The sequence below is a fragment of the Streptomyces sp. NPDC087215 genome (assembly GCF_044744885.1).
GTDB lineage: Bacteria > Actinomycetota > Actinomycetes > Streptomycetales > Streptomycetaceae > Streptomyces.
In genome coordinates this window covers 16,194-41,756 of sequence record NZ_JBIUZD010000024.1, presented here as the reverse complement: position 1 = coordinate 41,756, position 25,563 = coordinate 16,194, and the positions used below count along the sequence as shown (strand labels likewise).

At 72.0% G+C, this 25,563-nt stretch carries 24 protein-coding genes; 17 read left to right on the top strand and 7 right to left on the bottom strand.

Features of this window, described 5'->3' with window-relative positions; translation table 11 throughout:
• Positions 1 to 103: 103 nt before the first annotated feature.
• The 3 genes from ACIO92_RS32810 to ACIO92_RS32800 are packed head-to-tail and all read right to left on the bottom strand — an operon-like array spanning position 104 to position 2,615.
• Complete coding sequence (locus ACIO92_RS32810; RefSeq protein ID WP_402284193.1) at positions 104 to 1,495, bottom strand: hypothetical protein; 1,392 nt, start codon at positions 1,493 to 1,495, stop codon at positions 104 to 106.
• 10 nt (positions 1,496 to 1,505) lie between these two features.
• Positions 1,506 to 1,760 (bottom strand): MoaD/ThiS family protein, encoded by a 255-nt coding sequence (locus tag ACIO92_RS32805; RefSeq protein ID WP_351793970.1) that lies wholly within the window; start codon positions 1,758 to 1,760, stop codon positions 1,506 to 1,508.
• A gap of 45 nt (positions 1,761 to 1,805) precedes the next feature.
• Positions 1,806 to 2,615 carry an alpha/beta fold hydrolase gene (locus ACIO92_RS32800; protein WP_402284195.1) on the bottom strand — a complete coding sequence of 270 codons (810 nt, stop codon included), beginning with the start codon at positions 2,613 to 2,615 and terminating at the stop codon, positions 1,806 to 1,808.
• A gap of 233 nt (positions 2,616 to 2,848) precedes the next feature.
• On the opposite strand from ACIO92_RS32800, the gene ACIO92_RS32795 reads away from it, so the two are divergent.
• The 5 genes from ACIO92_RS32795 to ACIO92_RS32775 all read left to right on the top strand — a co-directional run bounded on the left by ACIO92_RS32795 (position 2,849) and on the right by ACIO92_RS32775 (position 8,242).
• Positions 2,849 to 3,676, top strand: a complete 828-nt coding sequence (locus ACIO92_RS32795; RefSeq protein WP_366445236.1) for a response regulator transcription factor — start codon at positions 2,849 to 2,851, stop codon at positions 3,674 to 3,676.
• Between the two features lie 24 nt (positions 3,677 to 3,700).
• Positions 3,701 to 4,729, top strand: coding sequence for a LacI family DNA-binding transcriptional regulator (locus ACIO92_RS32790; protein ID WP_366445237.1), 1,029 nt, complete (start codon positions 3,701 to 3,703; stop codon positions 4,727 to 4,729).
• 230 nt (positions 4,730 to 4,959) lie between these two features.
• On the top strand, positions 4,960 to 6,015 hold the full coding sequence (locus ACIO92_RS32785; RefSeq protein WP_402284198.1) for a S1C family serine protease: 1,056 nt from the start codon (positions 4,960 to 4,962) through the stop codon (positions 6,013 to 6,015).
• Positions 6,016 to 6,047: 32 nt separating this feature from the next.
• Complete coding sequence (locus tag ACIO92_RS32780; protein ID WP_366445239.1) at positions 6,048 to 6,773, top strand: response regulator transcription factor; 726 nt, start codon at positions 6,048 to 6,050, stop codon at positions 6,771 to 6,773.
• A 38-nt stretch (positions 6,774 to 6,811) separates the two neighbouring features.
• Positions 6,812 to 8,242: a HAMP domain-containing sensor histidine kinase gene (locus tag ACIO92_RS32775; RefSeq protein WP_366445272.1), complete on the top strand. Its 1,431-nt coding sequence runs from the start codon at positions 6,812 to 6,814 to the stop codon at positions 8,240 to 8,242.
• Here the strand turns inward: ACIO92_RS32775 and ACIO92_RS32770 are convergent.
• Positions 8,239 to 9,123, bottom strand: a complete 885-nt coding sequence (locus ACIO92_RS32770) for a phosphatidylinositol-specific phospholipase C (RefSeq protein ID WP_402284201.1) — start codon at positions 9,121 to 9,123, stop codon at positions 8,239 to 8,241. The genes ACIO92_RS32775 and ACIO92_RS32770 overlap by 4 nt on opposite strands.
• A gap of 183 nt (positions 9,124 to 9,306) precedes the next feature.
• Positions 9,307 to 11,139 (bottom strand): bifunctional metallophosphatase/5'-nucleotidase, encoded by a 1,833-nt coding sequence (locus tag ACIO92_RS32765; protein ID WP_401240177.1) that lies wholly within the window; start codon positions 11,137 to 11,139, stop codon positions 9,307 to 9,309.
• A gap of 166 nt (positions 11,140 to 11,305) precedes the next feature.
• On the opposite strand from ACIO92_RS32765, the gene mshD reads away from it, so the two are divergent.
• The 11 genes from mshD (at position 11,306) to pstB (ending at position 23,160) form a co-directional block, all read left to right on the top strand.
• On the top strand, positions 11,306 to 12,232 hold the full coding sequence (gene mshD / locus ACIO92_RS32760) for a mycothiol synthase (protein WP_366445242.1): 927 nt from the start codon (positions 11,306 to 11,308) through the stop codon (positions 12,230 to 12,232).
• Between the two features lie 94 nt (positions 12,233 to 12,326).
• Complete coding sequence (locus tag ACIO92_RS32755; protein ID WP_366445243.1) at positions 12,327 to 12,710, top strand: GntR family transcriptional regulator; 384 nt, start codon at positions 12,327 to 12,329, stop codon at positions 12,708 to 12,710.
• Complete coding sequence (locus tag ACIO92_RS32750; protein WP_366445244.1) at positions 12,707 to 13,555, top strand: ABC transporter ATP-binding protein; 849 nt, start codon at positions 12,707 to 12,709, stop codon at positions 13,553 to 13,555. The genes ACIO92_RS32755 and ACIO92_RS32750 overlap by 4 nt, the downstream gene beginning before the upstream one ends.
• On the top strand, positions 13,552 to 14,520 hold the full coding sequence (locus tag ACIO92_RS32745) for an ABC transporter permease subunit (RefSeq protein WP_366445245.1): 969 nt from the start codon (positions 13,552 to 13,554) through the stop codon (positions 14,518 to 14,520). The genes ACIO92_RS32750 and ACIO92_RS32745 overlap by 4 nt, the downstream gene beginning before the upstream one ends.
• 317 nt (positions 14,521 to 14,837) lie before the next feature.
• On the top strand, positions 14,838 to 17,093 hold the full coding sequence (locus ACIO92_RS32740) for an RNA degradosome polyphosphate kinase (RefSeq protein WP_366445273.1): 2,256 nt from the start codon (positions 14,838 to 14,840) through the stop codon (positions 17,091 to 17,093).
• Positions 17,080 to 18,135 carry a CHAD domain-containing protein gene (locus ACIO92_RS32735; protein WP_366445246.1) on the top strand — a complete coding sequence of 352 codons (1,056 nt, stop codon included), beginning with the start codon at positions 17,080 to 17,082 and terminating at the stop codon, positions 18,133 to 18,135. Before ACIO92_RS32740 ends, ACIO92_RS32735 begins: the two co-directional genes overlap by 14 nt.
• A complete protein-coding gene (locus ACIO92_RS32730) occupies positions 18,132 to 18,551 on the top strand; it encodes an NUDIX hydrolase (protein ID WP_366445247.1) in 420 nt (139 codons plus the stop codon). Before ACIO92_RS32735 ends, ACIO92_RS32730 begins: the two co-directional genes overlap by 4 nt.
• A 511-nt stretch (positions 18,552 to 19,062) precedes the next feature.
• Positions 19,063 to 20,205, top strand: a complete 1,143-nt coding sequence (gene pstS, locus ACIO92_RS32725; RefSeq protein ID WP_402060503.1) for a phosphate ABC transporter substrate-binding protein PstS — start codon at positions 19,063 to 19,065, stop codon at positions 20,203 to 20,205.
• A 104-nt stretch (positions 20,206 to 20,309) separates the two neighbouring features.
• Complete coding sequence (gene pstC, locus ACIO92_RS32720; RefSeq protein WP_366445249.1) at positions 20,310 to 21,284, top strand: phosphate ABC transporter permease subunit PstC; 975 nt, start codon at positions 20,310 to 20,312, stop codon at positions 21,282 to 21,284.
• Positions 21,281 to 22,354 carry a phosphate ABC transporter permease PstA gene (pstA, locus tag ACIO92_RS32715; RefSeq protein ID WP_366445250.1) on the top strand — a complete coding sequence of 358 codons (1,074 nt, stop codon included), beginning with the start codon at positions 21,281 to 21,283 and terminating at the stop codon, positions 22,352 to 22,354. Before pstC ends, pstA begins: the two co-directional genes overlap by 4 nt.
• 29 nt (positions 22,355 to 22,383) lie before the next feature.
• Positions 22,384 to 23,160, top strand: coding sequence for a phosphate ABC transporter ATP-binding protein PstB (pstB, locus tag ACIO92_RS32710; protein WP_366445251.1), 777 nt, complete (start codon positions 22,384 to 22,386; stop codon positions 23,158 to 23,160).
• Positions 23,161 to 23,294: 134 nt separating this feature from the next.
• On the opposite strand, the gene ACIO92_RS32705 is transcribed toward pstB, so the two are convergent.
• The gene (locus tag ACIO92_RS32705) at positions 23,295 to 24,293 is read right to left on the bottom strand and encodes an inorganic phosphate transporter (protein ID WP_351793920.1); all 999 of its coding nucleotides are present in this window, start codon (positions 24,291 to 24,293) and stop codon (positions 23,295 to 23,297) included.
• A 5-nt stretch (positions 24,294 to 24,298) separates the two neighbouring features.
• The gene (locus ACIO92_RS32700; protein ID WP_366445252.1) at positions 24,299 to 24,919 is read right to left on the bottom strand and encodes a DUF47 family protein; all 621 of its coding nucleotides are present in this window, start codon (positions 24,917 to 24,919) and stop codon (positions 24,299 to 24,301) included.
• 193 nt (positions 24,920 to 25,112) lie between these two features.
• On the opposite strand from ACIO92_RS32700, the gene ACIO92_RS32695 reads away from it, so the two are divergent.
• Positions 25,113 to 25,469 (top strand): metal-sensitive transcriptional regulator, encoded by a 357-nt coding sequence (locus ACIO92_RS32695; protein WP_366445253.1) that lies wholly within the window; start codon positions 25,113 to 25,115, stop codon positions 25,467 to 25,469.
• Positions 25,470 to 25,563: the final 94 nt, after the last annotated feature.

The window sequence follows — 25,563 nt, the reverse complement described above, 5'->3', positions numbered from 1 at the left end:
TTGCCTCGGGGCCGTCTCGGGGCCGTCTCAGGGGCGCCCGGGGCCTGTCCGGGGGCCCGCCCGGGGAGCGCCCGGGAATCGCCCCCCGGCGCCTTCTCCGCGATCAGGCCAGGACCCGGCCGAGCAGGTAGACGGCGGGTGCGGCGGCGGTCAGCGGCAGCGCGACCCCGGCCGTCATGTGCACGAAGCGGGACGGGTAGTCGTAGCTGGCCACCCGCAGGCCGATCAGGGCGCACACCCCGGCGCCGAGGCCGAGCAGCGCGCCGGAGCCGCCCAGGCCGGTGAGCCCGCCGGCCGCGATCCCGGCGCCCGCGGAGGCGAGCAGCGCGCAGACCGCGGAGACCGCGCCGGGCAGCGGGAGCGCCCGTGCGAGGACGGCGGCGGCCACCGAGGTCCCGCCGACGACCACGGCGTCGGGGTCGGCCCCGAGGTGTCCGGTGGCGACGACGGCGAGCGCCGCCGAGACCACGGTCGCCATCAGGCCGTACATCCGCTCGTCGGGGTCGGCGTGGCTGCGCAGCTGGAGGACCAGGCAGAGCAGCACCCAGGCGCCGAGGGTGCCGAGGATCGCGGCGGCGGCGTGCTCCCGGCCGGTGGCGAGCAGGGCCGCGTCGGCGGCGAGGCCACCGGCGAAGGCGAGCGCGATGCCCTGCCGGGCGGGCCACATCCCGTTGAGCCGGAACCAGCCCGCGGCGGTGAGTCCCTGGAGCAGGACGAGCGGGACGAGCAGCCCGTACGTGCCGAGGGCGGCGCCGCCCGCGAGGAGCAGTCCGAGGACGGCGGTCAGCGCGGCGGGCCGCATCCCGGGCTCGATGATCGGGGACCGGCCCTCGGCACGCGCGCGCTGGGCGTCGGTGATCCGGGTGTTCCCCGAGGTGGTGGGCGAGGACCAGGAGGCCCCGCCGTCGGTCCCGGGCGCCGGATCGGCCTCCCGTACGGGTTCGGGCGAGGGAACCCCGACGGCCTGCGGCGGGTACGCGTCGACCGGAGCCGGGGCCGGGGCCCCGTACGGCTGCGGCGTCCCGTACGACTGCTGGGCCCCGTACGACTGCTGCGGGGCCCCGTAGGGCTCCTGGGCCCCGTACGGCTGCGGGGCCCCGTACGGCGCCTGCTGGGCCCCGTGCGGAGGCTGCGTCCCGTAGGGGCCCTGGCCGCCGCCGTACGACGGCGGGGCGGTGTACGGGTCCTGCCCGGCGTACGGGTCCTGCCCCGCGTAGGGGTTCTGCCCGGTGTACGGCTGCTGCCCCCCGTACGGCGGCACCTGGGCCCCGTACCCCTGCGGCGCGGGGGCCTCCTGCGGGGCCTGGGCACGGGCCGCCCGGACCTGCTCGGGCGAGAGGGAGGGCTGGTACGTGGTGTCCCAGGTCTGGCCCTCCCACGTCTGCGCGGCGTCGTCACCCTGCGGCGCCTGGGCCGGGAACCCGCCGTGCCCCTGGACCTGCCCGTTCGCGTACGGGTCGTACGGCTGACCGCCGTGGTACTGGTCGTTGCTCATGCTGTGGGGTTCACCCTCCTGCGAACGGGGGGAGCACCTCGACCGTGCCGCCCTCCGCAAGCCGTACCGTCTCATGGCTCCGGGTCCCGACGGGGTCGCCGTCGACCAGGAACGAGCACCGCAGGAGGACCCGGGCCAGCTCGCCCCGATGCTTCGCGCGGACCGCGTCGAGGGCCTCCGCCAGATGTTCGGCGGCGTACGGCTCCTCCGCGACGCCCGCGGCTGCCTTGGCCGCGGCCCAGTAGCGGATGGTTCCCGCTGCCATAGCGGCGCTCCCTTCGTTCGTGTGCGCGCCGCCCCCCATGATGGGCTATGCGCGCGTGAGCCAGTCCCCGAGCCGGGCGAGCAGCCCCGCGTCGGCCGCGTTCTCCGCGTGCCCCATGCCGTGTTCCAGCCACAGCTCCGCGTCACCCGCCCCGGCGAGCGCCCTCGGATGGTCGAGCGGGAAGTACGGGTCCCGGTCGCCGTGCACGACGAGCAGCGGCATCGGCGCGATCAGCGGCACCGCCGCCACCGGGGAGAGCGGCTCGGGGTCCCAGGGGCGGCTGTCGATCCGGGTGCGCAGCCCGTACCGTCCGACGACCCGGCCCGCCGGGCGGGTCACCACCCAGTGGAGGCGGCGCATCGGGGCCGTTCCCCGGTAGTACCAGCGGGCGGGCGCGGAGACGGCGGCCACCCGGTCGGCGCGGCCCTCCGGCGTCCGGTCCAGGGCCGCGTGGCGCAGCACCACGGAGCCCCCCATGGAGAACCCGACCGTCGCCACGCGCGCGTGGCCGAGCCCACGGGCCCAGCCGACGACGGCGGACAGGTCGAGGACCTCCCGGTCGCCGACGGTGGAGCGGCCCCCCGAGCCTCCGTGACCCCGGAAGGAGAAGGTCACGACGGCGGCGGCGCCGCGCTCCGCGAAGGCGCGGGCGGCGCGCCGGACGGCGGGCCGGTGGGCCGAGCCGGTGAACCCGTGCGCGACGACCACCGCCGTATCGGTGACACTGGCCGGGAAGGGTTCACAGAACGCCTCGATCCGGACATCGTCCTTCGTACGCAACATGGCCCGCCGGGAGCCGGAAGTGATCAGGGAGACATCAGCCCCATGAAATCCGCCCTCTCCCTCTGAACTCATGTGGGCTATTCTGCTGGGCAGAGGATCCGGGCGACGCAGCCCCCGGGTCCTTTTGCGTTTTCCGACCGTTGTTACGGACGGATGAACAAAAGCTCTCAGGGCGCGGGAGCAGGCAGTGACGTGTACGGAACGACGTACGAAGCAGTGCCACGTCCTCGCAGGCAGGGACCGAGGAGGAACCGAGTGATGCGCGAGCGAACGAAGCACGACCGACCGGTGCCGGGAGGAGTCCGATGAGCTCTCTGCTCCTCCTGACCAACGCCCTCCAGCCGTCCACCGAGGTGCTCCCCGCCCTCGGCCTGCTGCTGCACAGCGTCCGGGTGGCCCCGGCGGAGGGCCCCGCCCTCGTGGACACCCCCGGCGCGGACGTGATCCTCGTCGACGGGCGGCGCGATCTGCCGCAGGTCCGTTCCCTGTGCCAGCTGCTGCGCTCCACCGGGCTCGGCTGTCCGCTGATCCTGGTCGTCACCGAGGGCGGCCTCGCGGCCGTCACCGCCGACTGGGGCATCGACGACGTCCTCCTCGACACGGCGGGTCCCGCCGAGGTCGAGGCGCGGCTGCGGCTGGCGACGGGCCGTCGGCAGATCGTCGCGGACGACTGCCCGATGGAGATCCGCAACGGCGACCTGTCGGTCGACGAGGCGACGTACAGCGCGAAGCTCAAGGGCCGGGTCCTGGACCTGACGTTCAAGGAGTTCGAGCTGCTGAAGTACCTGGCGCAGCACCCCGGCCGGGTGTTCACGCGCGCGCAGCTCCTCCAGGAGGTCTGGGGGTACGACTACTTCGGCGGCACCCGGACGGTCGACGTCCACGTACGGCGGCTGCGGGCCAAGCTGGGGCCGGAGCACGAGTCGCTCATCGGCACGGTCCGCAACGTCGGCTACCGCTTCGTCACCCCGGAGAAGGTCGAGCGGGCCGCCGAGGAGGCGCGCGCCCAGGAGAGCGCCCGGGTGAAGGAAGCGGCCCGTGCGGGCATCGGCGTCAAGGGCGCCACGGAGGACCTCACCCGGGCGGAGGACAGGAACGTGTCGGACGCCACAGTGCGACCTGCCGGTAGGTAGGTCCCCCCGCGTAGACTGCCGCGCGTGGCCAAGGTGACGCGGGATGACGTAGCTCGACTGGCGGGTACTTCGACCGCGGTCGTGAGCTACGTGATCAACAACGGACCCCGGCCGGTCGCCCCGGCCACGCGCGAGCGTGTCCTCGCCGCGATCAAGGAGTTGGGCTACCGGCCCGACCGGGTCGCGCAGGCGATGGCGTCCCGGCGCACCGACCTCATAGGCATGATCGTCCCGGACGCGCGGCAGCCGTTCTTCGCGGAGATGGCGCACGCGGTCGAACAGGCCGCGGCCGAGCGCGGGAAGATGGTCCTGGTCGGGAACTCCGACTACCGGACCGAGCGCGAGGTCCACTATCTGCGGGCCTTCCTCGGGATGCGGGTCTCCGGCCTGATCCTGGTCAGCCAGGGCATGAGCGAGCAGGCGGCGAGCGAGATCGAGGCCTGGGACGCGCGCGTGGTGCTGCTCCACGAGCGGCCCGAGGCGATCGACGACGTGGCCGTGGTGACCGACGACATCGGCGGCGCGCAGCTCGCCACCCGGCACCTCCTGGAGCACGGCCACCCGTACGTGGCGTGCCTCGGCGGCGTGCCGAACACCCCGGCCGTCGGCGACCCGGTCGCCGACCACGTCGAGGGCTGGCGGCGCGCGATGGTGGAGGCGGGCCGTCCGGTCGAGGGGCGCCTCTTCGAAGCCCCGTACAACCGTTACGACGCCTACCAGGTGGCGCTGAAGCTGCTCGCCGGTCCCGACAGGCCGCCGGCCATCTTCTGCTCCACCGACGACCAGGCCTTCGGTGTGCTGCGGGCCGCCCGCGAACTGCGGATCGAGGTGCCGACGGAGCTGGCGGTCGCGGGCTTCGACGACGTGAAGGAGGCGGCGCTCACCGACCCGCCGCTGACCACCGTGCACTCGGACCGGCCCGCGATGGCACGGGCCGCCGTGGACCTGGTCCTGGACGACTCGATCCGGGTGTCGGGCTCGCGCCGCGAGCGCGTGAAGCTGTTCCCCTCGGCCCTGATCGTCCGCCGCTCCTGCGGCTGCGACGGCGGCTGACCCTTCCGGACGGCCGGTACGGGGTCCCCTTCCCGGACGGCCCTCACAGGGGTCGTCCGGCCGACCCCCACGACTTCCGGGCCGACCCGTAGGGGAAGGCCGCCGCCCCTTCCGGACCGGGACCCCCACGGGCCCCGGAGAGGGCCCTTTATATCGGGCATACAGGCTTCTGTCGGGCTTCTCAGTCGCTCCTCAGACACCTCTCATGTACGCCTCCGAGAGTCGTAGCCATGACGGACTTCCCGGAACAGCAGCCGCAGCAACCCGCCTACCCGCCGCGCCCGCCGTACGGCCCGGCGGGGCCGCTCACTCCCGAGCCCGGCACCACGGTCTGGCCGTCCGGCGGGCACGTGCCGCCACCGGCACCGCCCGCCCCGGGGACCGCCGCCGCGTCCGTGCCGCGCCACCGGGCCAGGCGCGGGGTCGGCCTGATGGCCGCCGTGGCCATCGCCGCCGCCGCGATCGGCGGCGGCACCGCGACCCTCGTGGAGCGGCTCACCGACGACGGCGCCGTCGCCTCCGCCCCCGCCGCCGTGAACGGCACCACCGTCTCCTCCGGCACCACGGGCACGGTCACCGGCGTCGCCCAGGCGGTCTCCCCCTCGATCGTCGAGATCTCCGCCTCCTCCGGCTCCGGGCAGTCCACCGGCTCCGGCGTGATCATCACCTCCGACGGCGAGATCGTCACCAACAACCACGTGATCTCCGGCGCCTCCCAGATCACCGTGCGGCTCAGCGACGGCAAGACCTACCGGGCGTCCGTCGTCGGCACCGACCCCGCCAAGGACCTGGCGCTGATCAAGCTCCAGGGCGCCTCCGGCCTCAAGGCCGCCACGCTCGGCGACTCCGACGGCCTCCGGGTCGGCGACCAGGTCGTCGCCATCGGCTCCCCCGAGGGCCTCACCGGGACCGTCACCAGCGGCATCGTCTCCGCCCTCGACCGGGACGTGACCGTCGCCAAGGACGACGGCGGACAGCAGCGACAGCAGCAGTCCGACCCGCGCCAGGGCTGGCCGTTCGAGTTCGGCGGACAGCAGTTCAACGGCGACACCGGCTCGTCGAAGACCACGTACAAGGCGATCCAGACCGACGCCTCGCTCAATCCGGGGAATTCCGGCGGCGCCCTGATCAATATGAAGGGCCAGATCATCGGAATCAATTCGGCCATGTATTCGCCCAGTTCTTCGGGCGGCTCCACCGCCGGAAGCGTCGGCCTCGGATTCGCGATCCCGGTGAACACCCTGAAGGCCGACCTGGACACCCTGCGCGCGGGCGGCGGAAGCTGACCGGCGAAGGGGCCGCGTGCGACGCTGAGTCCATGACTGGCCAACGACACGAAGCCGAACGCATCCTCGTCGTCGACGACGAACCCGCCGTCCGGGAGGCCCTGCGCCGCAGCCTCGCCTTCGAGGGGTACGGGACGCGGGACGCCGTCGACGGACTGGACGCGCTCGCCCAGATGGAGTCGTACGCCCCCGACCTCGTCGTCCTCGACGTGCAGATGCCCCGGATGGACGGGCTGACCGCCGCCCGCCGCATCCGGGCCTCCGGCTCCACCGTGCCCATCCTGATGCTCACCGCCCGCGACACCGTCGGCGACCGGGTCACCGGGCTCGACGCGGGCGCGGACGACTACCTCGTGAAGCCCTTCGAACTGGACGAGCTGTTCGCCCGGATCAGGGCGCTGCTGCGGCGCAGCTCGTACGCCGCCTCCGCGGGCGAACCCGCCGACGCCGACGTGCTGTCCTTCGAGGACCTGCGGATGGACCTGGCCACCCGCGAGGTGACCCGGGGCGGCCGGACCGTGGAACTGACCAGGACCGAGTTCACGCTCCTGGAGATGTTCCTGGCCCATCCCCGGCAGGTCCTCACCCGCGAGCAGATCCTCAAGTCCGTGTGGGGCTTCGACTTCGAACCCAGCTCGAACTCGCTGGACGTGTACGTGATGTACCTGCGGCGCAAGACGGAGGCGGGCGGCGAGCCGCGCCTCGTGCACACGGTGCGGGGCGTCGGGTACGCGCTGCGCGGAGGGGGCGGGGAGTGAACGGACCGGGAGACGCGGAGCCGGGACCGGCCGGACCCGTGGCGGCGGACCGGGCCGCCCCGGCGGGCCCGGGGCGCAAGGGCCCGCTGGGCTGGTTCCGCTCGCGGCCGCTGCGCTCCCGGCTCGCCCTGCTCACCGCCGTCGCCGTCGCCGTCGCCGTCGCCGCGGTCTCCCTCGCCTGCTGGTTCGTGACCCGCGAGCAGCTGGAGAACGAGATGGACGCCTCGCTGCGCGGCACCCGGCTGGACGCCAGCGGGGTGGAGAGCCTCCTCGCGCTGTGCCACCGGGGCACCACACCACCGCCGCTGGCGGGCTCGTACACCGTGCAGGTGATCCTCGCCGGCGGGGGTGTCTGCACCTCGGGGAAAGCCCCGATCCCCGCCGGTCCCGGCGACCTCGCCGTGGCGCGCGGACAGCTCCGGGACGTCCTGCACACCGTGAAGGACGACGCCGGACGCGAGATGCGCGTCTACACCTACCCGCAGGAGGGCCCGCCCGGGATCGCGGTCTCCCTCGCCCGCCCGCTCTCCGAGATCGACAACTCGATGTCCACCCTGCGCTGGGTGCTGCTCCTGGTCTCCGGCATCGGTGTCGTCGGCGCGGGCGCCGCCGGGCTCTGGGTCGCCCGCACCGGTCTGGAGCCGGTGAACCGGCTGACCGGCGCGGTCGAGCACGTCGCCGCCACCGAGGACCTGACCGTCCGCATCCCGGTGGAGGGCGAGGACGAGATCGCCCGCCTCTCGCGCTCCTTCAACGCGATGACGGCGGCCCTGGCGACCTCCCAGGACCGGCAGGCCCAGCTCATCGCGGACGCCGGACACGAACTGCGCACCCCGCTGACCTCGCTGCGCACCAACGTCGAACTGCTCGTCCGCAGCGAGGAGACCGGCCGGGCGATCCCGCCGGAGGACCGGCGCGCCCTGCTCGCCTCGGTGAAGGCGCAGATGACGGAGCTGGCCTCGCTGATCGGCGACCTCCAGGAGCTGGCCCGCCCGGACACCGAGCGGCCGGGCCCGCTCGCGGTGGTGCCGTTCCACACGGTCCTGCGGACGGCCCTGGACCGGGCGCGGCTGCGCGGTCCGGAACTGACCTTCGTCACGGACCTGGCGCCGTGGTACGTACGGGCGGACGCGGCGGCCCTGGAGCGGGCCCTGGTGAACGTCCTGGACAACGCGGTGAAGTTCTCGCCGCCCCGGGGCACGGTCGAGGTGCGGCTGATGCGCGGCGAGCTGACGGTCCGCGACGAGGGCCCCGGCATCCCGGCGGAGGAACTGCCGCACGTCTTCGACCGGTTCTGGCGCTCCCCTTCGGCCCGCAGCCTGCCGGGTTCGGGCCTCGGCCTGTCGATCGTGGCCCGTACGGTGGAACACGCGGGCGGCACGGTCGCCGTCGCCCCGGCACAGGGCGGCGGGACGGTGGCCACCGTACGGCTGCCGGGGGCGCCGACGCCCCCGCCGGACACGCTCTAGTTGTGCCGGAGGAGGGCCTCGACCAGGCCCGGCCGGGTGTTCGGGAAGTCCAGCGGGACGACGCCGAGGCCCTTGGTGCCGGAGGCGGCGGCGCTGTCGAGCCAGCCGTGGACGCGCGGGTTGAGGCGGTCGGAGTTCCAGCGGGGCGGCAGGTACGCGGAGGTGCTGACGAAGTTCACGTAGAGCGGGCCCGGCCGTTCCACGGCGGCGCGGAAGTGGGCCTCGATCTTCGCGTACTTGGGGTCGGGCAGCGCGTTCCAGTCGTCCTGGAGGGCGATGGCCGAGCGGTCGCCCCACTTCAGGCCCGGCAGTCCGCCGTTGTCGGCGATCAGGACGATCCGGCCGCGCGCCTCGCCGAGCAGCGGCACGGTGTCCCCGACGCGGAAGAGGGAGCGCCAGCCGCGTACGTCGAGGTAGTCGTCGAAGACGGCGCGGAAGGTCGCGTCGGACTCCTCGGAGTACTCCTGCTTGACCCGCATCAGGACGGTCTCGGAGGGGTGGGCGGCGAGGAAGTCGCGGCAGGCGACGAGGACGTCCCCGAACATCGTGTTCTGGTAGGCCGAGCCGTGGTGGATGGCGAAGGAACCGCCGGTCACCCGGCACCGGACGTCGAGGAACCGCACGCCGCTGTCGAGCTGCTGGGCGATCGTGGTGTTCTGGCACTCCGACCAGGCACCGCCGAAGCGCGCGCCCGAGTCGTGCGTCCCGGGGATGGTGAGCCCTCGCAGCGGGGTCCCGTCCCCGTGCGCCGCCATCCACGCGCGGACGTCCACGGCCGCGGTGGCGCCGGAAGCGCTGGTGAGGGCGGAGGCGCTGGGGGCGCCGAGCAGCACCGCGGCACCGGCCCCCAGGGACCCCGTGAGAAACCGTCGTCGCTCCATGCGCGCACTATGGCAGGCCCGCGACAGCGCCCGCCAGAGGACTTACCGGCCGGTATCGGGGGCGTACTCCGGCCAGCGGCGGGGGCGGCGCTCCGGCCGGTCGGGAGCGGGAAAAAGGGGCGGCGGGCCGTCGAAACGGTCCGCCGCCCCCTTCTGTTCAGGTGTTCCGGAGGCCCCTACGGGCTACTTCACGACCGTGATCCGGTCCGCCGCCGGGACCGGCAGCGGGTTGGCCGCGGAGGACTTCGTCGCCAGGTAGGCGTTGAAGACGTCCAGGTCGGAGGCGCCGACCAGCTTGTCGGTGCCGGTGGCCAGGGCCGCGAAGCCGTCGCCGCCGCCCGCGAGGAACTCGTTCATCGCGACGCGGTAGGTCTTCGACGGGTCGATCGCCTCGCCGTTCAGCCTGACCGTGCCGTCGACGACGCGGTCCGCGCCCGTCTTGGTCATGTCGAGCGTGTAGGTGAGGCCCTTCGAGACCTGAAGGATCTTGACCGAGTTCAGGTTCGAGCCGCTGACCTGCTGCTTCAGCGCGGTGAGCAGGTTCGCGCCGGTCAGGTTCACCACGTTCATCATGTTGGTGAAGGGCTGCACGGTGAAGGACTCGCCGTAGGTCACGACGCCGTCGCCCTCGGCGCCGGACGCCTTGTGGACCAGGTCCGCGCGGATGCCGCCCGGGTTCATCAGGGCTATCTGCGCCCCGCCCTTGTCCGCCGGGGCCAGGCCCTCCAGCTGCGCGTCGGCGATCAGGTCGCCGAGCGGCTTCTCGTACGCCGTGGAGCCGCGGCCGTTGATGTCGGCGGCGATGTAGCCCTGCGGGCGGTTGGCGACCGGGGCGGCCAGCGCCTGCCAGTCGGTGATCAGCTTGGTCAGGTCCGTGGCCTTCGGCACGTCGCGCGAGACGACGTGGTTGGCCGAGGCGACGGCCGTGCGCACGATGTCCTTGGTGGCGCGGTCGTACGTCAGCGTGGTGTCGGTGTAGAGCTTGCCGAACGAGGAAGCCGAGGTGACCAGACGCGGCTTGCCCGCCGGGTCGGGGACGGTGCACACGTACGCCTGGTGCGTGTGGCCCGTGACGAGCGCGTCGACCTGCGGCGAGACGTTCTTGGCGATCTCGGTGATCGGGCCGGAGATGCCGTCGCCCGGACCGGGGCTGTCGCAGTTGTAGTTGTACGAGGCGGAGGCCGGGGCCCCGCCCTCGTGGACCAGGGCGACGATGGACTTGACGCCCTTGCGCTCCAGGATCTTGGTGTACTTGTTGATCGTCTCGACCTCGTCACCGAACTTGAGGCCCTTGACGCCCTCGGCGGTGACGATGTTCGGGGTGCCCTCCAGGGTCACGCCGATGAAGCCGATCCGGACGCCGTTCTTCTCCCAGATGAAGTACGGGTCGAGCAGCGGCTTGCCCGTCTTCTCCTTCGTCACGTTCGCGGCGAGGTAGGGGAAGTCGGCGCCCTTGAACTTCTTGCCCTTGACGAAACAGCCGGCGGTCGGGTGACAGCCGCCGTTCTGCATCCGGGCCAGCTCGACCGCGCCCTCGTCGAACTCGTGGTTGCCGACCGAGGTGACGTCCAGGTCCAGCTTGTTCAGGGCCCCGATGGTCGGCTCGTCGTGGAAGAGACCGGAGAGCAGGGGCGAACCGCCGATGAGGTCACCGGCCGCCGCCGTCACGGAGTAACGATTCCCCTGGCGCGCCTCGCGCAGGTGCGTGGCCAGGTACTCGACGCCGCCCGCGTCGATCTTCTCGGTGGTCCCGTCCTCCTTGGTCCGGGTGACCTGGCCGGACGAACCGGCCGGCGGCTCCAGGTTGCCGTGGAGGTCGTTGAAGGAGAGCAGCTGGACATCGACCATCCGGCCCCAGCCCTGGCCGCCGCCGTGCTTCGCGGCGTACGGGTCGGAGCCCGCCCCGGCGGACGGCATCGCGGCGACGAGCGCGCCGACCGTCACGAGTCCCGCCCCGGCGGCGAGAACCCGCCGTCCGGTCTTCTTCTTCCGCTGGTCCCTCGATGTTCCTGCCATCGCTCCCACTCGTCCCCTTGGCCCTTTTTCGCGGTATTGACGTATCCCCCCGTCTGCGGCTGAAGCCTAGGGTCAACGCGCGTAGCGCAACAGGGGGTGGCGGGTTACAAGACAGTTGCCGTCGGCTTTCCCCGGGGCGGCGGCGCGTCGCCGTAGGCTCGGGCCCATGACCTCCGACGCGGCGCCGGCCCTCGAACCGGGACGACAGATCCAGACGTACGACAAGCTCACGCCCGAGCAGATCCATGACGTGCGGGGCCTGCTGGAGGCAGCCGACGCCGCCGACGGCGTGCACGCCGTCTCCGAACAGGGGCGGCTCTACCTCCGGGGCGGCCACCGCGAGGGCGTCCGCCACTTCCTCCTCACCGTCGGCGGGAAGCTCTACGGCTACGCCCAGCTGGAGGAGACCGACCCGATCGAGGCGCCCGCCGCCGAACTGGTCGTCCACCCGGAGCGCCGGGGCCGGGGCCACGGCCGGGCTCTCGGCTCCGCCCTCCTGGACGCCTCCGGCAAGCGGCTGCGGGTGTGGGCGCACGGCGGCAAGCCGGCCGCCCGGCACCTCGCGCAGGTCCTCGGCCTCACGCTCTTCCGCGAACTGCGCCAGCTCCGGCGTCCCCTGGTCCCGCTGGACGTCCCCGAGCCGAAGCTGCCCGAGGGCGTCACCGTCCGCACCTTCGTACCGGGACGGGACGACACCGCCTGGCTGGCCGTCAACGCCGTCGCCTTCGCCCATCACCCGGAGCAGGGCTCGCTCACCCAGCGGGACCTGGACGACCGGATCGCCGAGCCGTGGTTCGACCCGGAGGGCTTCTTCCTCGCCGAGAAGGACGGCCGCCTCGTCGGCTTCCACTGGACGAAGACGCACGCCGAGGAGCAGCTCGGCGAGGTGTACGTGGTCGGTGTGCTGCCCGAGGCGCAGGGCGGCGGCCTCGGCAAGGCGCTCACCGCGACGGGCCTGCGGCACCTGGCGGCCCGGGGCCTGCCGACGGCGATGCTGTACGTGGACGCCGACAACACGGCGGCGGTGACGGTGTACGAGCGGCTCGGCTTCACCACCCATGAGGTGGACCTGATGTACCGCACGGAGTCGTAGGAGCCAAGTCCCTTCCGGAAGGGGGCGGTTGACACCGCCCCCTTCTTCGGATCATGCTTTCACTACTTGACTAGTGAAAGGGTGGTGAAAGGGCATGGTCGAGTACCGCATCGACCGGCGCAGCGGCGTCGCCACCTACCTCCAGATCGTCCAGCAGACGAAACAGGCCCTCCGGATGGGCCTCCTGGAACCCGGCGACCGGCTGCCCACCGCACGCGAGGTCGTCGAAGCGACGGCCATCAACCCCAACACGGTCCTCAAGGCCTACCGCGAACTCGAACGCGAAGGCCTCGTCGAGGCCCGCCGGGGCCTCGGCACCTTCGTCCGCCGGGGCCTCGGCACCGGCCCCGCCGACTCGCCCCTCCGCGGCGAACTCACCACCTGGGCCCTCCGCGCCAGGGAAGCGGGCCTGGACCGCGAGGACGTGGCGGCGCTCTTCACATCCGTACTGAGGGAACACTTCGAGGGGGACACATGACCGACCCGGTCATCACGGCGGAAGGCCTCGGCCTGCGCTACCGGCGGTCCGGCAGGAGCTGGGCGCTGAAAGACTGCACCTTCACGCTGTCCGCAGGGACGGTCGTCGGGATCGTCGGCCCCAACGGGGCCGGGAAGTCGACCCTGCTGGCCCTGGCCGCCCGCCTGCTGCGCCCCACCGAGGGCCGGATCGAGACACCCGCAGGAGACCGCGTCGGCTACGTGGCCCAGGACAAGCCCCTGTACGAAGCGCTCACCGTCGCAGAGACCCTGCGCCTGGGCCGCGAACTCAACCCGGACCGCTGGGACCCGGCCGTAGCCGGGAAGATCGTCGCGGGCGGACCGCTGGACCCGAAGGCCCGGGTCCGCTCCCTCTCCGGAGGCCAGCGCAGTCGCCTCGCCCTCGCGCTCGCCCTCGGCAAACGGCCCGAACTGCTGCTCCTGGACGAGCCGATGGCCGATCTCGACCCGCTCGCCCGGCACGAGCTCATGGGCGCGCTCATGGCCGACGCAGCCGAACACGGCACGACCGTCGTCGTCTCCTCCCACGTCCTCACCGAACTGGAAGGCACCTGCGACCACCTGCTGCTCGTACAGCACGGCCGCATCCGCCTCCACGGCCCCATAGACGAACTGATCGCCGGACACGCCCTGCTCACCGGACCGGTCGGCGACCTCTCCCCGCACACCGTCGTCGACTCCCGCACAACGGGCCGTCAGTTCACCGCCCTGATCCGCCGCGAAGGCCCCGTCGAAGGCCCCTGGCGGGCATCGGAACCCTCCCTCGAAGAACTCCTCCTGGCCCACCTGCGCGCCGGACGCCTTCCCGAGGAAGCCGCCGCATGAGCGCGCTCGCCCTGAGGGGGCCCTACTGGGTGACGGTCCGCCAGCACCGGTGGTCGCTGTGGTCCGCCCTGGCACTCACCGTCGCGGGAGTGGCCCTGCTGGTCACCTCGCGGCTGTGGTCCGACGCCGCCGTGGACGCGCTCCGCGCGGCGGGCTGCACCGTCGACAGCCTGGACCGCTCCTGCTTCCAGCACGCCCGCGACTACACCGACGACCAGTGGTTCGCCCGGAAGATGGTCGAACGGGCCGGTCTGGGCATGCTCCTCCTCCCGGTGCTCGTCGGCGCCTTCCTCGCGGGCCCGATGATCGCCCGCGAGCTGGAGTCGGGGACGTACAAGCTGGCGTGGACCCAGTCCGTCAGCCCCACCCGCTGGCTCGTCTCCAAACTGGCCGTGCCCCTCGCCCTCGTCGTCACCTGCGTCCCGCTGCTCGGCCTGGTGTTCCACTGGTCGTGGTCGACGGGCCCCAGCAACGACTTCCCGACGTACTGGTACGACCCGACCGTCTACCCCTCCTTCGGTGCCGTCCCGGTGGCGAACACCCTGATGGGCGTCGCCCTGGGCACCCTCGTCGGCCTCCTGGTGCGGCGCACCGTGGCGGCGATGGGGCTCGCCGTCGTGGCCATCGCCACGGTCCTCGGGACCCTGTATTTGCTGCGCCCCGGACTGTGGCCCCACCAGACCCTCACCGGCCGTGAGCTGTCGCCACGGGTATCCGACTCCTGGGTGCTGGCCGACGGCATGATCACCGAGTCCGGGGAGCGGGTCGGCTGGGAGTACTGCAACACCGGGCCGGTAAGCGCCCGGGACTGCATGATCGGGCGGGGCGGCGTCACCGATTTCGTCGACCACCACCCGGCCTCCCACTTCTGGCCCCTCCAGCTCATCGAGACCGGCATCCTCCTGGCCCTCGCCGCGCTCGCCCTCCTCGCCGCCTTCCGGGTCCTGCGCGCCCGGCACCCGTAGGGGACCCGGACCCCGTAAGGGAGGCCCGGACCCTGTAAGGGACCCGGAACCCGTAGGGGGCACGCCCACCCGTAAGGGACCCGGAACCCCCTCACGGCGCCATGGAAAGCACGGGGGCGGGACCCGCGCACGGTCCCGCCCCCGATTCCCGTACGACATGTCGTCGTTACCGGCCATTCAGACGCGCTTGCGACGCTCACGCAATGAAGCGTTCCGTGTCCCCGCCCGGCAGGGCGGCCCTCCCCAAGGGGCGGCTCCCCGCCCCCACGGCCCGCTCCGACGCGCCCGACCACCCCTTCGCGCGGAAGAATGGGGCCATGAGCCAGCAGCCCGCCGAGGTCCCGGCCCCCTCCTCCGCCACGTCGTCCGCCCCCTCGCCCGCCGCGCCGTCCCCGGGGTCCGCCACCGCGCACCGCCCCCGGGCGGTGAACGGCTCCGCCGTCACCGGAACCGACCCCGACCTGGACGCCGACCCCGACACGTACGAGGACGACGGCGCACTCGGCGACGAACTGCCGCAGGGACGCTTCCTCGACCGGGAACGCAGTTGGCTCGCATTCAACGAACGCGTCCTCGAACTCGCCGAGGACCCCACGACCCCCCTCCTCGAACGGGCGAACTTCCTCGCGATCTTCGCGTCGAACCTCGACGAGTTCTTCATGGTCCGCGTCGCCGGGCTCAAGCGCCGCATCGCCACCGGCGTCGCCACCCGCTCCGCCTCCGGGCTCCAGCCCCGCGAGGTCCTCGACCAGATCTGGACCCGCTCGCGCGAGCTCATGGCCCGGCACGCCGCCTGCTTCCAGCAGGACATCGCCCCCGCCCTGGCCGACGAGGGCATCCACCTCATCCGCTGGCCCGAGCTCACGGAGAAGGAGCAGGCCCGCCTCTTCACCCTGTTCCGCCAGCGGATCTTCCCCGTCCTCACCCCGCTCGCGGTGGACCCGGCGCACCCCTTCCCGTACATCTCCGGCCTCTCCCTCAACCTGGCCGTCGTCGTCCGCAACCCGGTGAGCGGCCACCGCCACTTCGCCCGGGTGAAGGTGCCGCCGCTGCTCTCCCGCTTCCTGGAGGCCTCCCCCCAGCGGTACGTCCCCCTGGAGGACGTCATAGCGGCGCACCTGGAGGAGCTGTTCCCCGGCATGGAGGTGCTGGCGCACCACATGTTCCGGGTCACCAGGAACGAGGACCTGGAGGTCGAGGAGGACGACGCCGAGAACCTGCTCCAGGCCCTGGAGAAGGAGCTGATGCGGCGCCGCTTCGGCCCGCCGGTGCGCCTGGAGGTCGAGGAGTCCATCGACCCCTACGTGCTGGACCTGCTCGTCCGCGAACTGAAGATCTCCGCCGCCGAGGTCTACCCGCTGCCCGGCCCGCTGGACCTCACCGGGCTCTTCGGCATCGCCGGACAGGACCGGCCGGAGCTGAGGTACCCCACGTTCGTCGCGGGCACCCACCGCGACCTCGCCGAGGTCGAATCCGCGTCCGCGCCGGACATCTTCGCCGCGCTGCGCGAGCGGGACGTCCTCCTGCACCACCCGTACGACTCGTTCTCCACCTCCGTGCAGGCCTTCCTGGAGCAGGCCGCCGGTGACCCGGACGTCCTCGCGATCAAGCAGACGCTCTACCGCACCTCCGGCGACTCCCCGATAGTCGACGCCCTCATCGACGCCGCCGAGTCCGGCAAGCAGGTCCTCGTCCTCGTCGAGATCAAGGCCCGCTTCGACGAGCAGGCCAACATCAAGTGGGCGCGCAAGCTGGAGGAGGCGGGCTGCCACGTCGTGTACGGCCTCGTCGGCCTGAAGACCCACTGCAAGCTGTCGCTCGTCGTCCGGCAGGAGGGCGAACTGCTCCGCCGCTACTCGCACGTCGGCACCGGCAACTACCACCCGAAGACCGCCCGCCTCTACGAGGACCTGGGCCTGCTGACCGCCGACCCGCAGGTCGGCGCGGACCTGTCCGACCTGTTCAACCGGCTCTCCGGCTACTCCCGCCGCGAGACCTACCGGCGGCTCCTCACCGCCCCGAAGTCACTGCGCGACGGGCTGGTCTCCCGGATCACCAAGGAGATCGCCCACCACCGGGCGGGCCGCCCCGCGTACGTACGGATCAAGGTCAACTCGATGGTCGACGAAGCGATCATCGACGCCTGCTACCAGGCCTCCCGGGCCGGGGTCCCCGTGGACATCTGGGTACGCGGCATCTGTGCCGTGCGCCCCGGGGTCACCGGCCTCTCGGAGAACATCCGGGTCCGTTCGGTCCTCGGCCGCTTCCTGGAGCACTCCCGGGTCTTCGCCTTCGGCAACGGCGGCGAACCCGAGGTGTGGTTCGGCAGCGCCGACATGATGCACCGCAACCTGGACCGCCGCATCGAGGCCCTCGTACGGGTCTCCGACCCGGCGCACCGGGCGGCACTCACCCGGCTCCTGGAGACCGGGATGTCCGACACCACCTCCTCCTGGCACCTCGGCCCCGACGGCAACTGGACGCGGCACGCGACCGACCCCGAAGGGCGCCCCCTACGGCACGTCCAGGAGATGCTCATCGACGCGCGGAGGCGCCGGCGTGCACAACCCTGACCCTGCGCGGAACATCACGGCGGGCGAGGTCCTGGCCCCCTACCTGCACGCACGGGCCGCGGACTTCCTCCGCGGCCTCCGCCTCCACGGCGAGAGCGGCTCGGCCACGGCCGGAGCGGAGGAGGCGGCCCGCACCCTGCGCGGCGCCGCCCGCCGGATCGGCGGCACCCTCCACACCTTCCGGCCGCTCCTCGACCCCGAATGGGCGGACCGGCTGCGGACCGAGCTGGTCTGGCTCTCCGGCACCCTCGCCGTGGAGCAGGCCTGCACCTCCCGCCTCGTCCGGCTGGTGGACGCGCTGTCCCGCCTCTCGAACGGTACGGGCGGCGGCCCCGCGGCTCCCGTCACGACCGCGCCCGCGACCCACGGCGTCCTCGGGGGCGGCGGCCCCGCCGCCCCCGTCCCGGCCGCCCGGGGCGGCGACTCCACCGGGCTCACCGTGGGCGCGGCCCGCGCCGGAGCCCTCCTGGAACGGCAGCTCACCCTGGCCAGGACCCGCGCCCACTCGGCGGCCCTCCAGGCGCTGGGCTCGGCCCGCTTCCACGCCGTCGCCGACGCGGTCGCGCTGCTCGCCTCCGAAGTGCCGCTGGGCCCCGCGGGTTCGGCCCCGGCCGTCGACGTCCTGGACGGGCCCGCCGAACTGGCCGAGCGGCGCCTGGCCGAGGCGGTGGCCGCGCTGCCGCTGACCCGCGCGGCCCACCCGTACAACGCGGACGCCCTCGCGCTCGCCGCCGGGGAGGGCCAGGACGCGCCCTGGCACCACACCCGGCTGCTGCTGCGGCTGCACCGGTACGCCACCGAGGCCCTGCACACCGGCGGCGGACCCGGCTCCGTCCTGTACGAGGCCGCCCGCGCCCTGGACCGGCACCGCGACGCCGCCGAAGCCGCCGCGGCCGCCGCCGCCGCGGCCCGCACCCCCCGGATCGCCCCGGCCACCGCGTACGCCCTGGGCGTCCTCCACGCCGACCAGCGCCACGAGGTCGAGGCGGCCCGCTTCGCCTTCCAGCACGCCTGGCGGCGGACGACGGCCGCCGTCCCATGACGACGGAACCGCGCCGGGACACCGTCCGGGCCGCCGGGTGCGTGCTCTGGCGCCCGGCGCTTTCCGGCCACGGCATCGAGGTGGCCCTGGTGCACCGGCCGAAGTACGACGACTGGTCGCACCCGAAGGGCAAGCGGAAGCGCGCCGAGTCCGCCGAGTCCTGCGCGCTGCGGGAGGTCCTGGAGGAGACGGGCCAGCACTGCGCGCTCGGCACCCGGCTGCCCACGGTCCGGTACGCGGTGGACGGGCGCCCCAAGGAGGTCGACTACTGGGCGGCCCGCGCGCTCGGCGGGGCGTTCGCCCCGAGCGACGAGGTCGACGCCCTGCGCTGGCTGGCGCCCGCCCGCGCCCGCGCCCTGCTCACCCGGGACCGGGACCGCGAACTCCTGGACGCCCTGCCGATTCCCGCCGCCTGAGACGGCGGAACGACCGGCCGGACGGCCCCGCGCACGGCCCGCCCCGGCATCCGTCCGGGCCCCCGACGCGGCCCGCCCCGGCATCCGGGCCGCCACGCCCACCCCGACTCCGGCCCCCGACGCGGCCCGCCCCCACCTTCCCCGTACGAGCCCCCGGTGACCCGTACGCCTGCCTCCCCACGCCGTACGCCTGCCTCCGCACGCCGCACTCCGTACGCCGACCGCGACACCGGCCCCCCGCGTCACCACCGCCGCGCACACCCCCGCGACACCGCCCCGACCTCCCCCCTTCACCCGAACGGAGGCCGATCCGGCGCACCCGCACCCGGGCTTCCGGCACGGTTCACTTTCCGTTCACTCTCTTCCGTCGACCGCTTCACCTGATCTGCCTAATTTCGGCCTTACACGGTGCACGGAGCACAGCGATGCACCACCAACCGACACACGCCGCCGTAGAACGGTCAGGACACACGGTCCGCGACAAGGCGGCTTCTGGAAGGAACACCCGAAAGTGAAGCTTTCGCGCAAGAACGGGCTTCGCGCCTCCGCGATCGGTGCCCTCGTCGTCTCCGGTGCGCTCGTCCTCTCGGCGTGTGGCTCGGACAACAACACGGAGACTCCGGCCAAGGAGAGCGGCGCCAAGACGTCCGCCGCCGCGTCGAACGTCGTCTGTGAGGGCGCCAAGGGCCAGCTCCTGGCCGCCGGTTCCAGCGCGCAGAAGAACGCGATGGACCTGTGGGTCAAGAACTTCCAGGCCGCCTGCGAAGGCGTCGAGATCAACTACCAGGGCATCGGCTCCGGCGGCGGCATCACCAAGTTCAACCAGGGCCAGGTCGCCTTCGCGGGCTCCGACTCCGCCCTGAAGGACGAGGAGGTGGCCGAGTCCCAGAAGATCTGCAAGGGCGGCAAGGGCATCAACCTGCCCATGGTCGGCGGCCCCATCGCCATCGGCTACAAGCTGGACGGCGTGGACAACCTGGTCCTGGACGCCTCCACCATCGCCAAGATCTTCGACAACAAGATCACCAAGTGGAACGACCAGGCGATCGTCAAGCTGAACCCGGGCGCCAAGCTCCCCGACAGCGCGATCCAGGCCTTCCACCGCTCGGACGAGTCGGGCACCACCCAGAACCTGGGCAAGTACCTCTCGACCACCGCCCCGGCCGACTGGAAGCACGACCCGAAGTCGAAGGCGTGGCCCGCCCAGGGCGGCCAGGCGGCCAACGGCAACTCCGGTGTCGCCACCGCCGTCAAGGAGGCCGAGGGCTCCATCGGCTACTTCGAGCTCTCGTACGCCACCGCGAACAAGATCTCCACGGTCAGCATCGACACCGGTGCCGCCGCCCCCGTCGCCGCCACCTCGGAGAACGCCTCCAAGGCCCTCGCCGCCGCCAAGATCAAGGGCAGCGGCAACGGCATCGTCCTCTCCGTCGACTACACGACGAAGGCCGAGGGCGCCTACCCGATCGTCCTCGTCACCTACGAGATCGCCTGCGACAAGGGCAACAAGGCGGACACCCTGCCGACCCTGAAGGCCTTCCTCAACTACACCGCGAGCGACGAGGGCCAGAAGGTCCTCACCGACGCCGGCTACGCCCCGCTCCCGGCCGAGATCGCCGCCAAGGTCCGCGCGATCGTCCCCACCCTGTCCTGACCCCCGGCCGGGTCCGGCCCCCCACCGGGGGCCGGACCCGGCATCCGGTGCACCGCCGCCAGGAGCCCTCGCGTCCGCAGGGGCACCGCAGACCGGAGAAGCAGATGGCTACCACCACACCAGAGATACAGAGGAGCCGGAGCGCCAAGAGCGCCACCCGCCCCGGTGACCGCGTCTTCCGCGGTCTCTCCCGGGGGTCCGGCATCACCCTCCTCGTCATCATGGCCGCGATCGCGGTCTTCCTCAGCTACCGCGCCGTCCTCGCCGTCTCGAAGGACAGCACCAACTTCTTCACCACCTTCGAGTGGAACCCGGCGGGCAGCCCGCCGGTCTTCGGCATCGCCGTCCTCGCCTTCGGCACCGTCGTCTCCTCGGTCATCGCGATGGCCATCGCGGTGCCGGTCGCGATCGGGATCGCCCTCTTCATCTCCCACTACGCCCCGCGCAAGCTGGCCAAGCCGCTCGCGTACGTGGTGGACCTGCTCGCCGCCGTCCCCAGCATCATCTACGGCCTCTGGGGCGCGATCTTCCTCGTCCCGTACCTGGACGGCCTCAACAAGTGGCTCGACCAGTACTTCGGCTGGACGTACGTCTTCGACAAGGCCCAGGACGGCCTCGCCCGGAACCTCTTCACCGTGGGCATCCTGTTGGCGATCATGATCCTGCCGATCATCACCAACGTCACCCGCGAGGTCTTCCTCCAGGCCCCGAAGATGCACGAGGAAGCCGCCCTGGCCCTCGGCGCCACGCGCTGGGAGGTCATCCGCATGGCGGTGCTGCCCTTCGGCCGCTCCGGCATCATCTCCGCCTCCATGCTGGGCCTCGGCCGCGCGCTCGGCGAGACCATGGCCGTCGCCGTGGTCCTCTCCCCCAGCTTCGTCATCTCGGGCCATCTGCTCGACCCGGGCGGCGGCACCTTCGCGCAGAACATCGCCGCCAAGTTCAACGAGGCCAACGAGTTCGGCCGGGACGCGCTGATCGCCTCCGGTCTCGTCCTCTTCGCCATCACCCTGCTGGTCAACGGCGCCGCCCGCTGGATCATCGGCCGCCGCAAGGAGTACTCGGGGGCAGCGGCATGAGCAACGCCATACAGGAACGCCCGGTCACCGCGGCCCCGGCCGCCGGATCCCTCTCCCAGGCCCGGCTCCCCCGCTGGACCCCGGCCGCCGTCGCGGGCGGCTCGATCGCCGCGGCGATCGGCCTCGGCCTCGCCGCCGGCTGGCACAGCCGGATCCAGTGGGGCATGATCGCCGCCCTGTTCTTCGTCGTCGTCACCTTCACGCTCACCACCAAGGTGGAGGGCAGCCGCCAGGCCAAGGACCGCGTCGCCACCAGCCTCGTCTGGGTCTGCTTCGTCCTCGCCGTCGTCCCGCTGCTCTCCCTCGCCTGGGTCACGATCAGCAAGGGCGCCGTCGTCCTCGACGGCTACTTCCTGACCCACTCGATGAACGGCGTCCTCGACGCGGAGGCGGGCGGCGGCGTCTACCACGCGCTGCTCGGCACCATCGAGCAGGTCCTCATCGCGACCGTGATCGCCGCGCCGATCGGCCTCCTCACCGCCGTCTACCTCGTCGAGTACGGCGGCGGGAAGCTCGCCCAGGCCGTCACCTTCTTCGTCGACGTCATGACGGGCATCCCGTCGATCGTCGCCGGTCTCTTCGTCCTCGCCACCTGGAACCTGATGCTGGGCTTCGGCCCCTCCGGTTTCGCGGGCGCGATGGCCCTCGCCATCCTGATGATGCCGGTCGTGGTCCGCTCCACCGAGGAGATGCTCAAACTCGTCCCGAACGAGCTCCGCGAGGCCTCCCTCGCCCTCGGCATCCCCAAGTGGCGCACCATCCTGAAGGTGGTCCTGCCCACCGCGATCGGCGGCATCACCACGGGCGTCATGCTCGCGGTCGCCCGCATCACCGGCGAGACGGCCCCCGTCCTGCTCCTGGTGTTCGGTACGAAGCTGATCAACCCGAACCCCTTCGAAGGCGCCCAGTCCTCCCTGCCGCTCTACGTGTACGAGCAGTACGCCGTCGGCACCGACGCCGCCGTGTCCCGCGCCTGGGCCGCCGCGCTCGTCCTGATCGCCTTCGTCATGATCCTCAACATGGTGGCCCGCGGCATCGCCCGCTGGAAGGCCCCCAAGACCGGCCGCTGACCAGCGTCCACCTCTGGAAGTGAATTGATATGGCCAAGCGAATCGACGTCAGCGGCCTCTCCGCCTACTACGGCGCCCACAAGGCGATCGACGACATCTCGATGACCGTCGAGCCCCGCTCCGTGACGGCCTTCATCGGCCCCTCCGGCTGCGGGAAGTCCACCTTCCTGCGCACCCTGAACCGGATGCACGAGGTCACCCCCGGTGGCCGCGTCGAGGGCAAGGTGCTGCTGGACGACGAGAACCTGTACGGCGCGAACGTCGACCCGGTCGCCGTGCGCCGCACGGTCGGCATGGTCTTCCAGCGCCCCAACCCGTTCCCCACCATGTCGATCTTCGACAACGTGGCGGCGGGCCTGCGGCTGAACGGCAAGTACAAGAAGTCCGAGCTCAGCGACATCGTCGAGAAGTCCCTCAAGGGCGCCAACCTCTGGAACGAGGTCAAGGACCGCCTCAACAAGCCCGGCTCCGGCCTCTCCGGCGGCCAGCAGCAGCGTCTCTGCATCGCCCGCGCCATCGCGGTCGAGCCCGACGTCCTGCTGATGGACGAGCCCTGCTCGGCCCTGGACCCGATCTCGACCCTGGCGATCGAGGACCTCATCGGCGAGCTGAAGGAGCGCTTCACGATCGTCATCGTGACGCACAACATGCAGCAGGCCGCCCGCGTCTCGGACCGTACGGCCTTCTTCAACCTGGCGGCCGTCGGCCAGCCCGGCAAGTTGATCGAGCTGGACGACACCGAGCGCATCTTCTCCAACCCGAGCGTCCAGGCGACCGAGGACTACATCTCCGGCCGCTTCGGATAAAGACCGTCTGCGGTGCTGCATGGCGGTGCCACCGCATGACGAAGGGCCCGGCTCCCCCTCAGGGGGAGCCGGGCCCTACTACGTCCGTGAGACCCGTGGGCCGGACAACGACCGCACCACGGCGGCATCGATTCTCAGCCGAAGAACAACTGCACCACGTAGAAACTCCCCGCCGCCACCAAAGCCGCCGCGGGCATCGTGATGAACCAGCCGAGGATGATGTTCTTGGCGACGCCCCACCGCACGGCGTTCACGCGCTTGGTGGCGCCCACGCCCATGATCGCGGAGGTGATGACGTGGGTCGTCGAGATCGGCGCGTGGAACAGGAACGCCGAGCCGAACATGATCGAGGCGCCCGTGGTCTCCGCCGCGAAGCCCTGCGGCGGGTCCAGCTCGATGATCTTCCGGCCGAGCGTCCGCATGATGCGCCAGCCGCCCGCGTACGTCCCCAGCGACAGCATCACGGCACAGGCGATCTTCACCCAGACCGGGATGTCGTCACCGGACGACTGCACATCGGCGATGACCAGGGCCATCACCACGATGCCCATCGTCTTCTGGGCGTCCTGCAGGCCGTGGCCGAGCGCCATGCCCGCCGCCGACACCGTCTGCGCGATCCGGAAACCGCGCTTCGCCTTGTGCGGGTTGGCGTTGCGGAACATCCACATGATCGCGCACATCACCAGATAACCGGCCACGAGACCGACGACCGGCGAGATGAACATCGGGATGACGACCTTGTCGAGCACCCCGCCCCAGATGACCTCCGTGCCACCGGCGAGCGCCGCGCCCACCATGCCGCCGAAGAGCGCGTGCGAGGAGGAGGACGGCAGACCGAAGTACCAGGTGACCAGGTTCCAGATGATCGCGCCGACCAGCGCGGCGAAGAGGATGCCCATCCCCTTGTCACCGTGCGGGGTCTCGATCAGGCCCTCACTGACCGTCTTGGCGACCCCGCTGCCCATGAAGGCACCGGCGAGGTTCATCACGGCCGCCATCGCGAGGGCCGCCCGCGGGGTCAGCGCCCGCGTCGACACCGAGGTCGCGATGGCGTTCGCGGAGTCGTGGAAGCCGTTCGTATACGTGAAACCGAGCGCGACACCGATGGTCACGATCAGAGCGAAGGTGTCCACGAAGCTCAGGACTCCTTGACCGCGATGGTCTCCACCGTGTTGGCCACGTGCTCGAAGGCGTCGGCCGCCTCTTCCAGGACGTCCACGACCTGCTTCAGCTTCAGCACCTCGATGGCGTCGTACTTGCCGTTGAAGAGCTGGGCGAGCAGCTTGCGGTGGATCTGGTCCGCCTGGTTCTCCAGCCGGTTGACCTCGATCCAGTACTCGGTGAGGTTGGCCATCGTCCGCAGGTTCGGCATCGCCTCCGCGGTCAGCTCGGCCGCCCGCGCCAGCACCTCGATCTGCTGCTCGACGCCCTTGGGGAGCTCTTCGATGTTGTAGAGGACGACCAGGTCGACGGCCTCTTCCATGAAGTCCATGATGTCGTCGAGGCAGGACGCGAGGGAGTAGATGTCCTCACGGTCGAACGGCGTGATGAACGAGGAGTTCAGCTGGTGGAAGATGGCATGGGTCGCGTCGTCGCCGGCGTGCTCCGCTGCCCGCATCCGCTCCGCGATCTCGGCTCGGGCGGAAGGCTCCGCACCGAGCAGTTCCATCAGGAGCTTCGAGCCAGTGACGATGTTGTCCGCGGACGCGGCGAACATGTCGTAGAAACTCGTCTCCCTGGGGGTCAGACGAAATCGCACGTGAGGTCCTCAGGTGTGCTGGGTTTCGGTCAGGCTGATGCTAGGCGCATCATCCGGCCACGGCTAACCGGCGTCTCTCAGTGTCGCCCATCAGGCACAGTGAACAGCACGGGCCCCCGCCCGGATCGGCGGGGATCGGTACCATATACCCACGAGGGGTATACACCCCCTTATTGGACAACGGGAGGACGCGATGACGACCACCGAGGCGGACCAGGTGACCCCCGAGGCCGTCGGGGCCGTCGAGCCCGCCGACCACGCGCACGGCGTGCACGGCTACCACAATCAGAAGGACGAGCACCTCAAGCGGCTCCGCCGCATCGAGGGCCAGATCCGCGGCCTCCAGCGGATGGTCGACGAGGACGTCTACTGCATCGACATACTCACCCAGGTCTCCGCCTCCACGAAGGCCCTCCAGTCCTTCGCCCTCCAGCTCCTCCAGGAGCACCTGAGGCACTGCGTCGCCGACGCGGCCACCAGGGGCGGCGAAGGCATCGACGCCAAGGTCGAGGAGGCCACCAAGGCGATCGCGCGGATGCTGCGCACCTGAGCCGCGCGCACCCCGGCGGCGGGGGGGGGGCCCCCCCCACACCCCCCCCCCCCCCCCCCCCCCCCCCCCCCCCCCCCCCCCCCCCCCGCGCGCG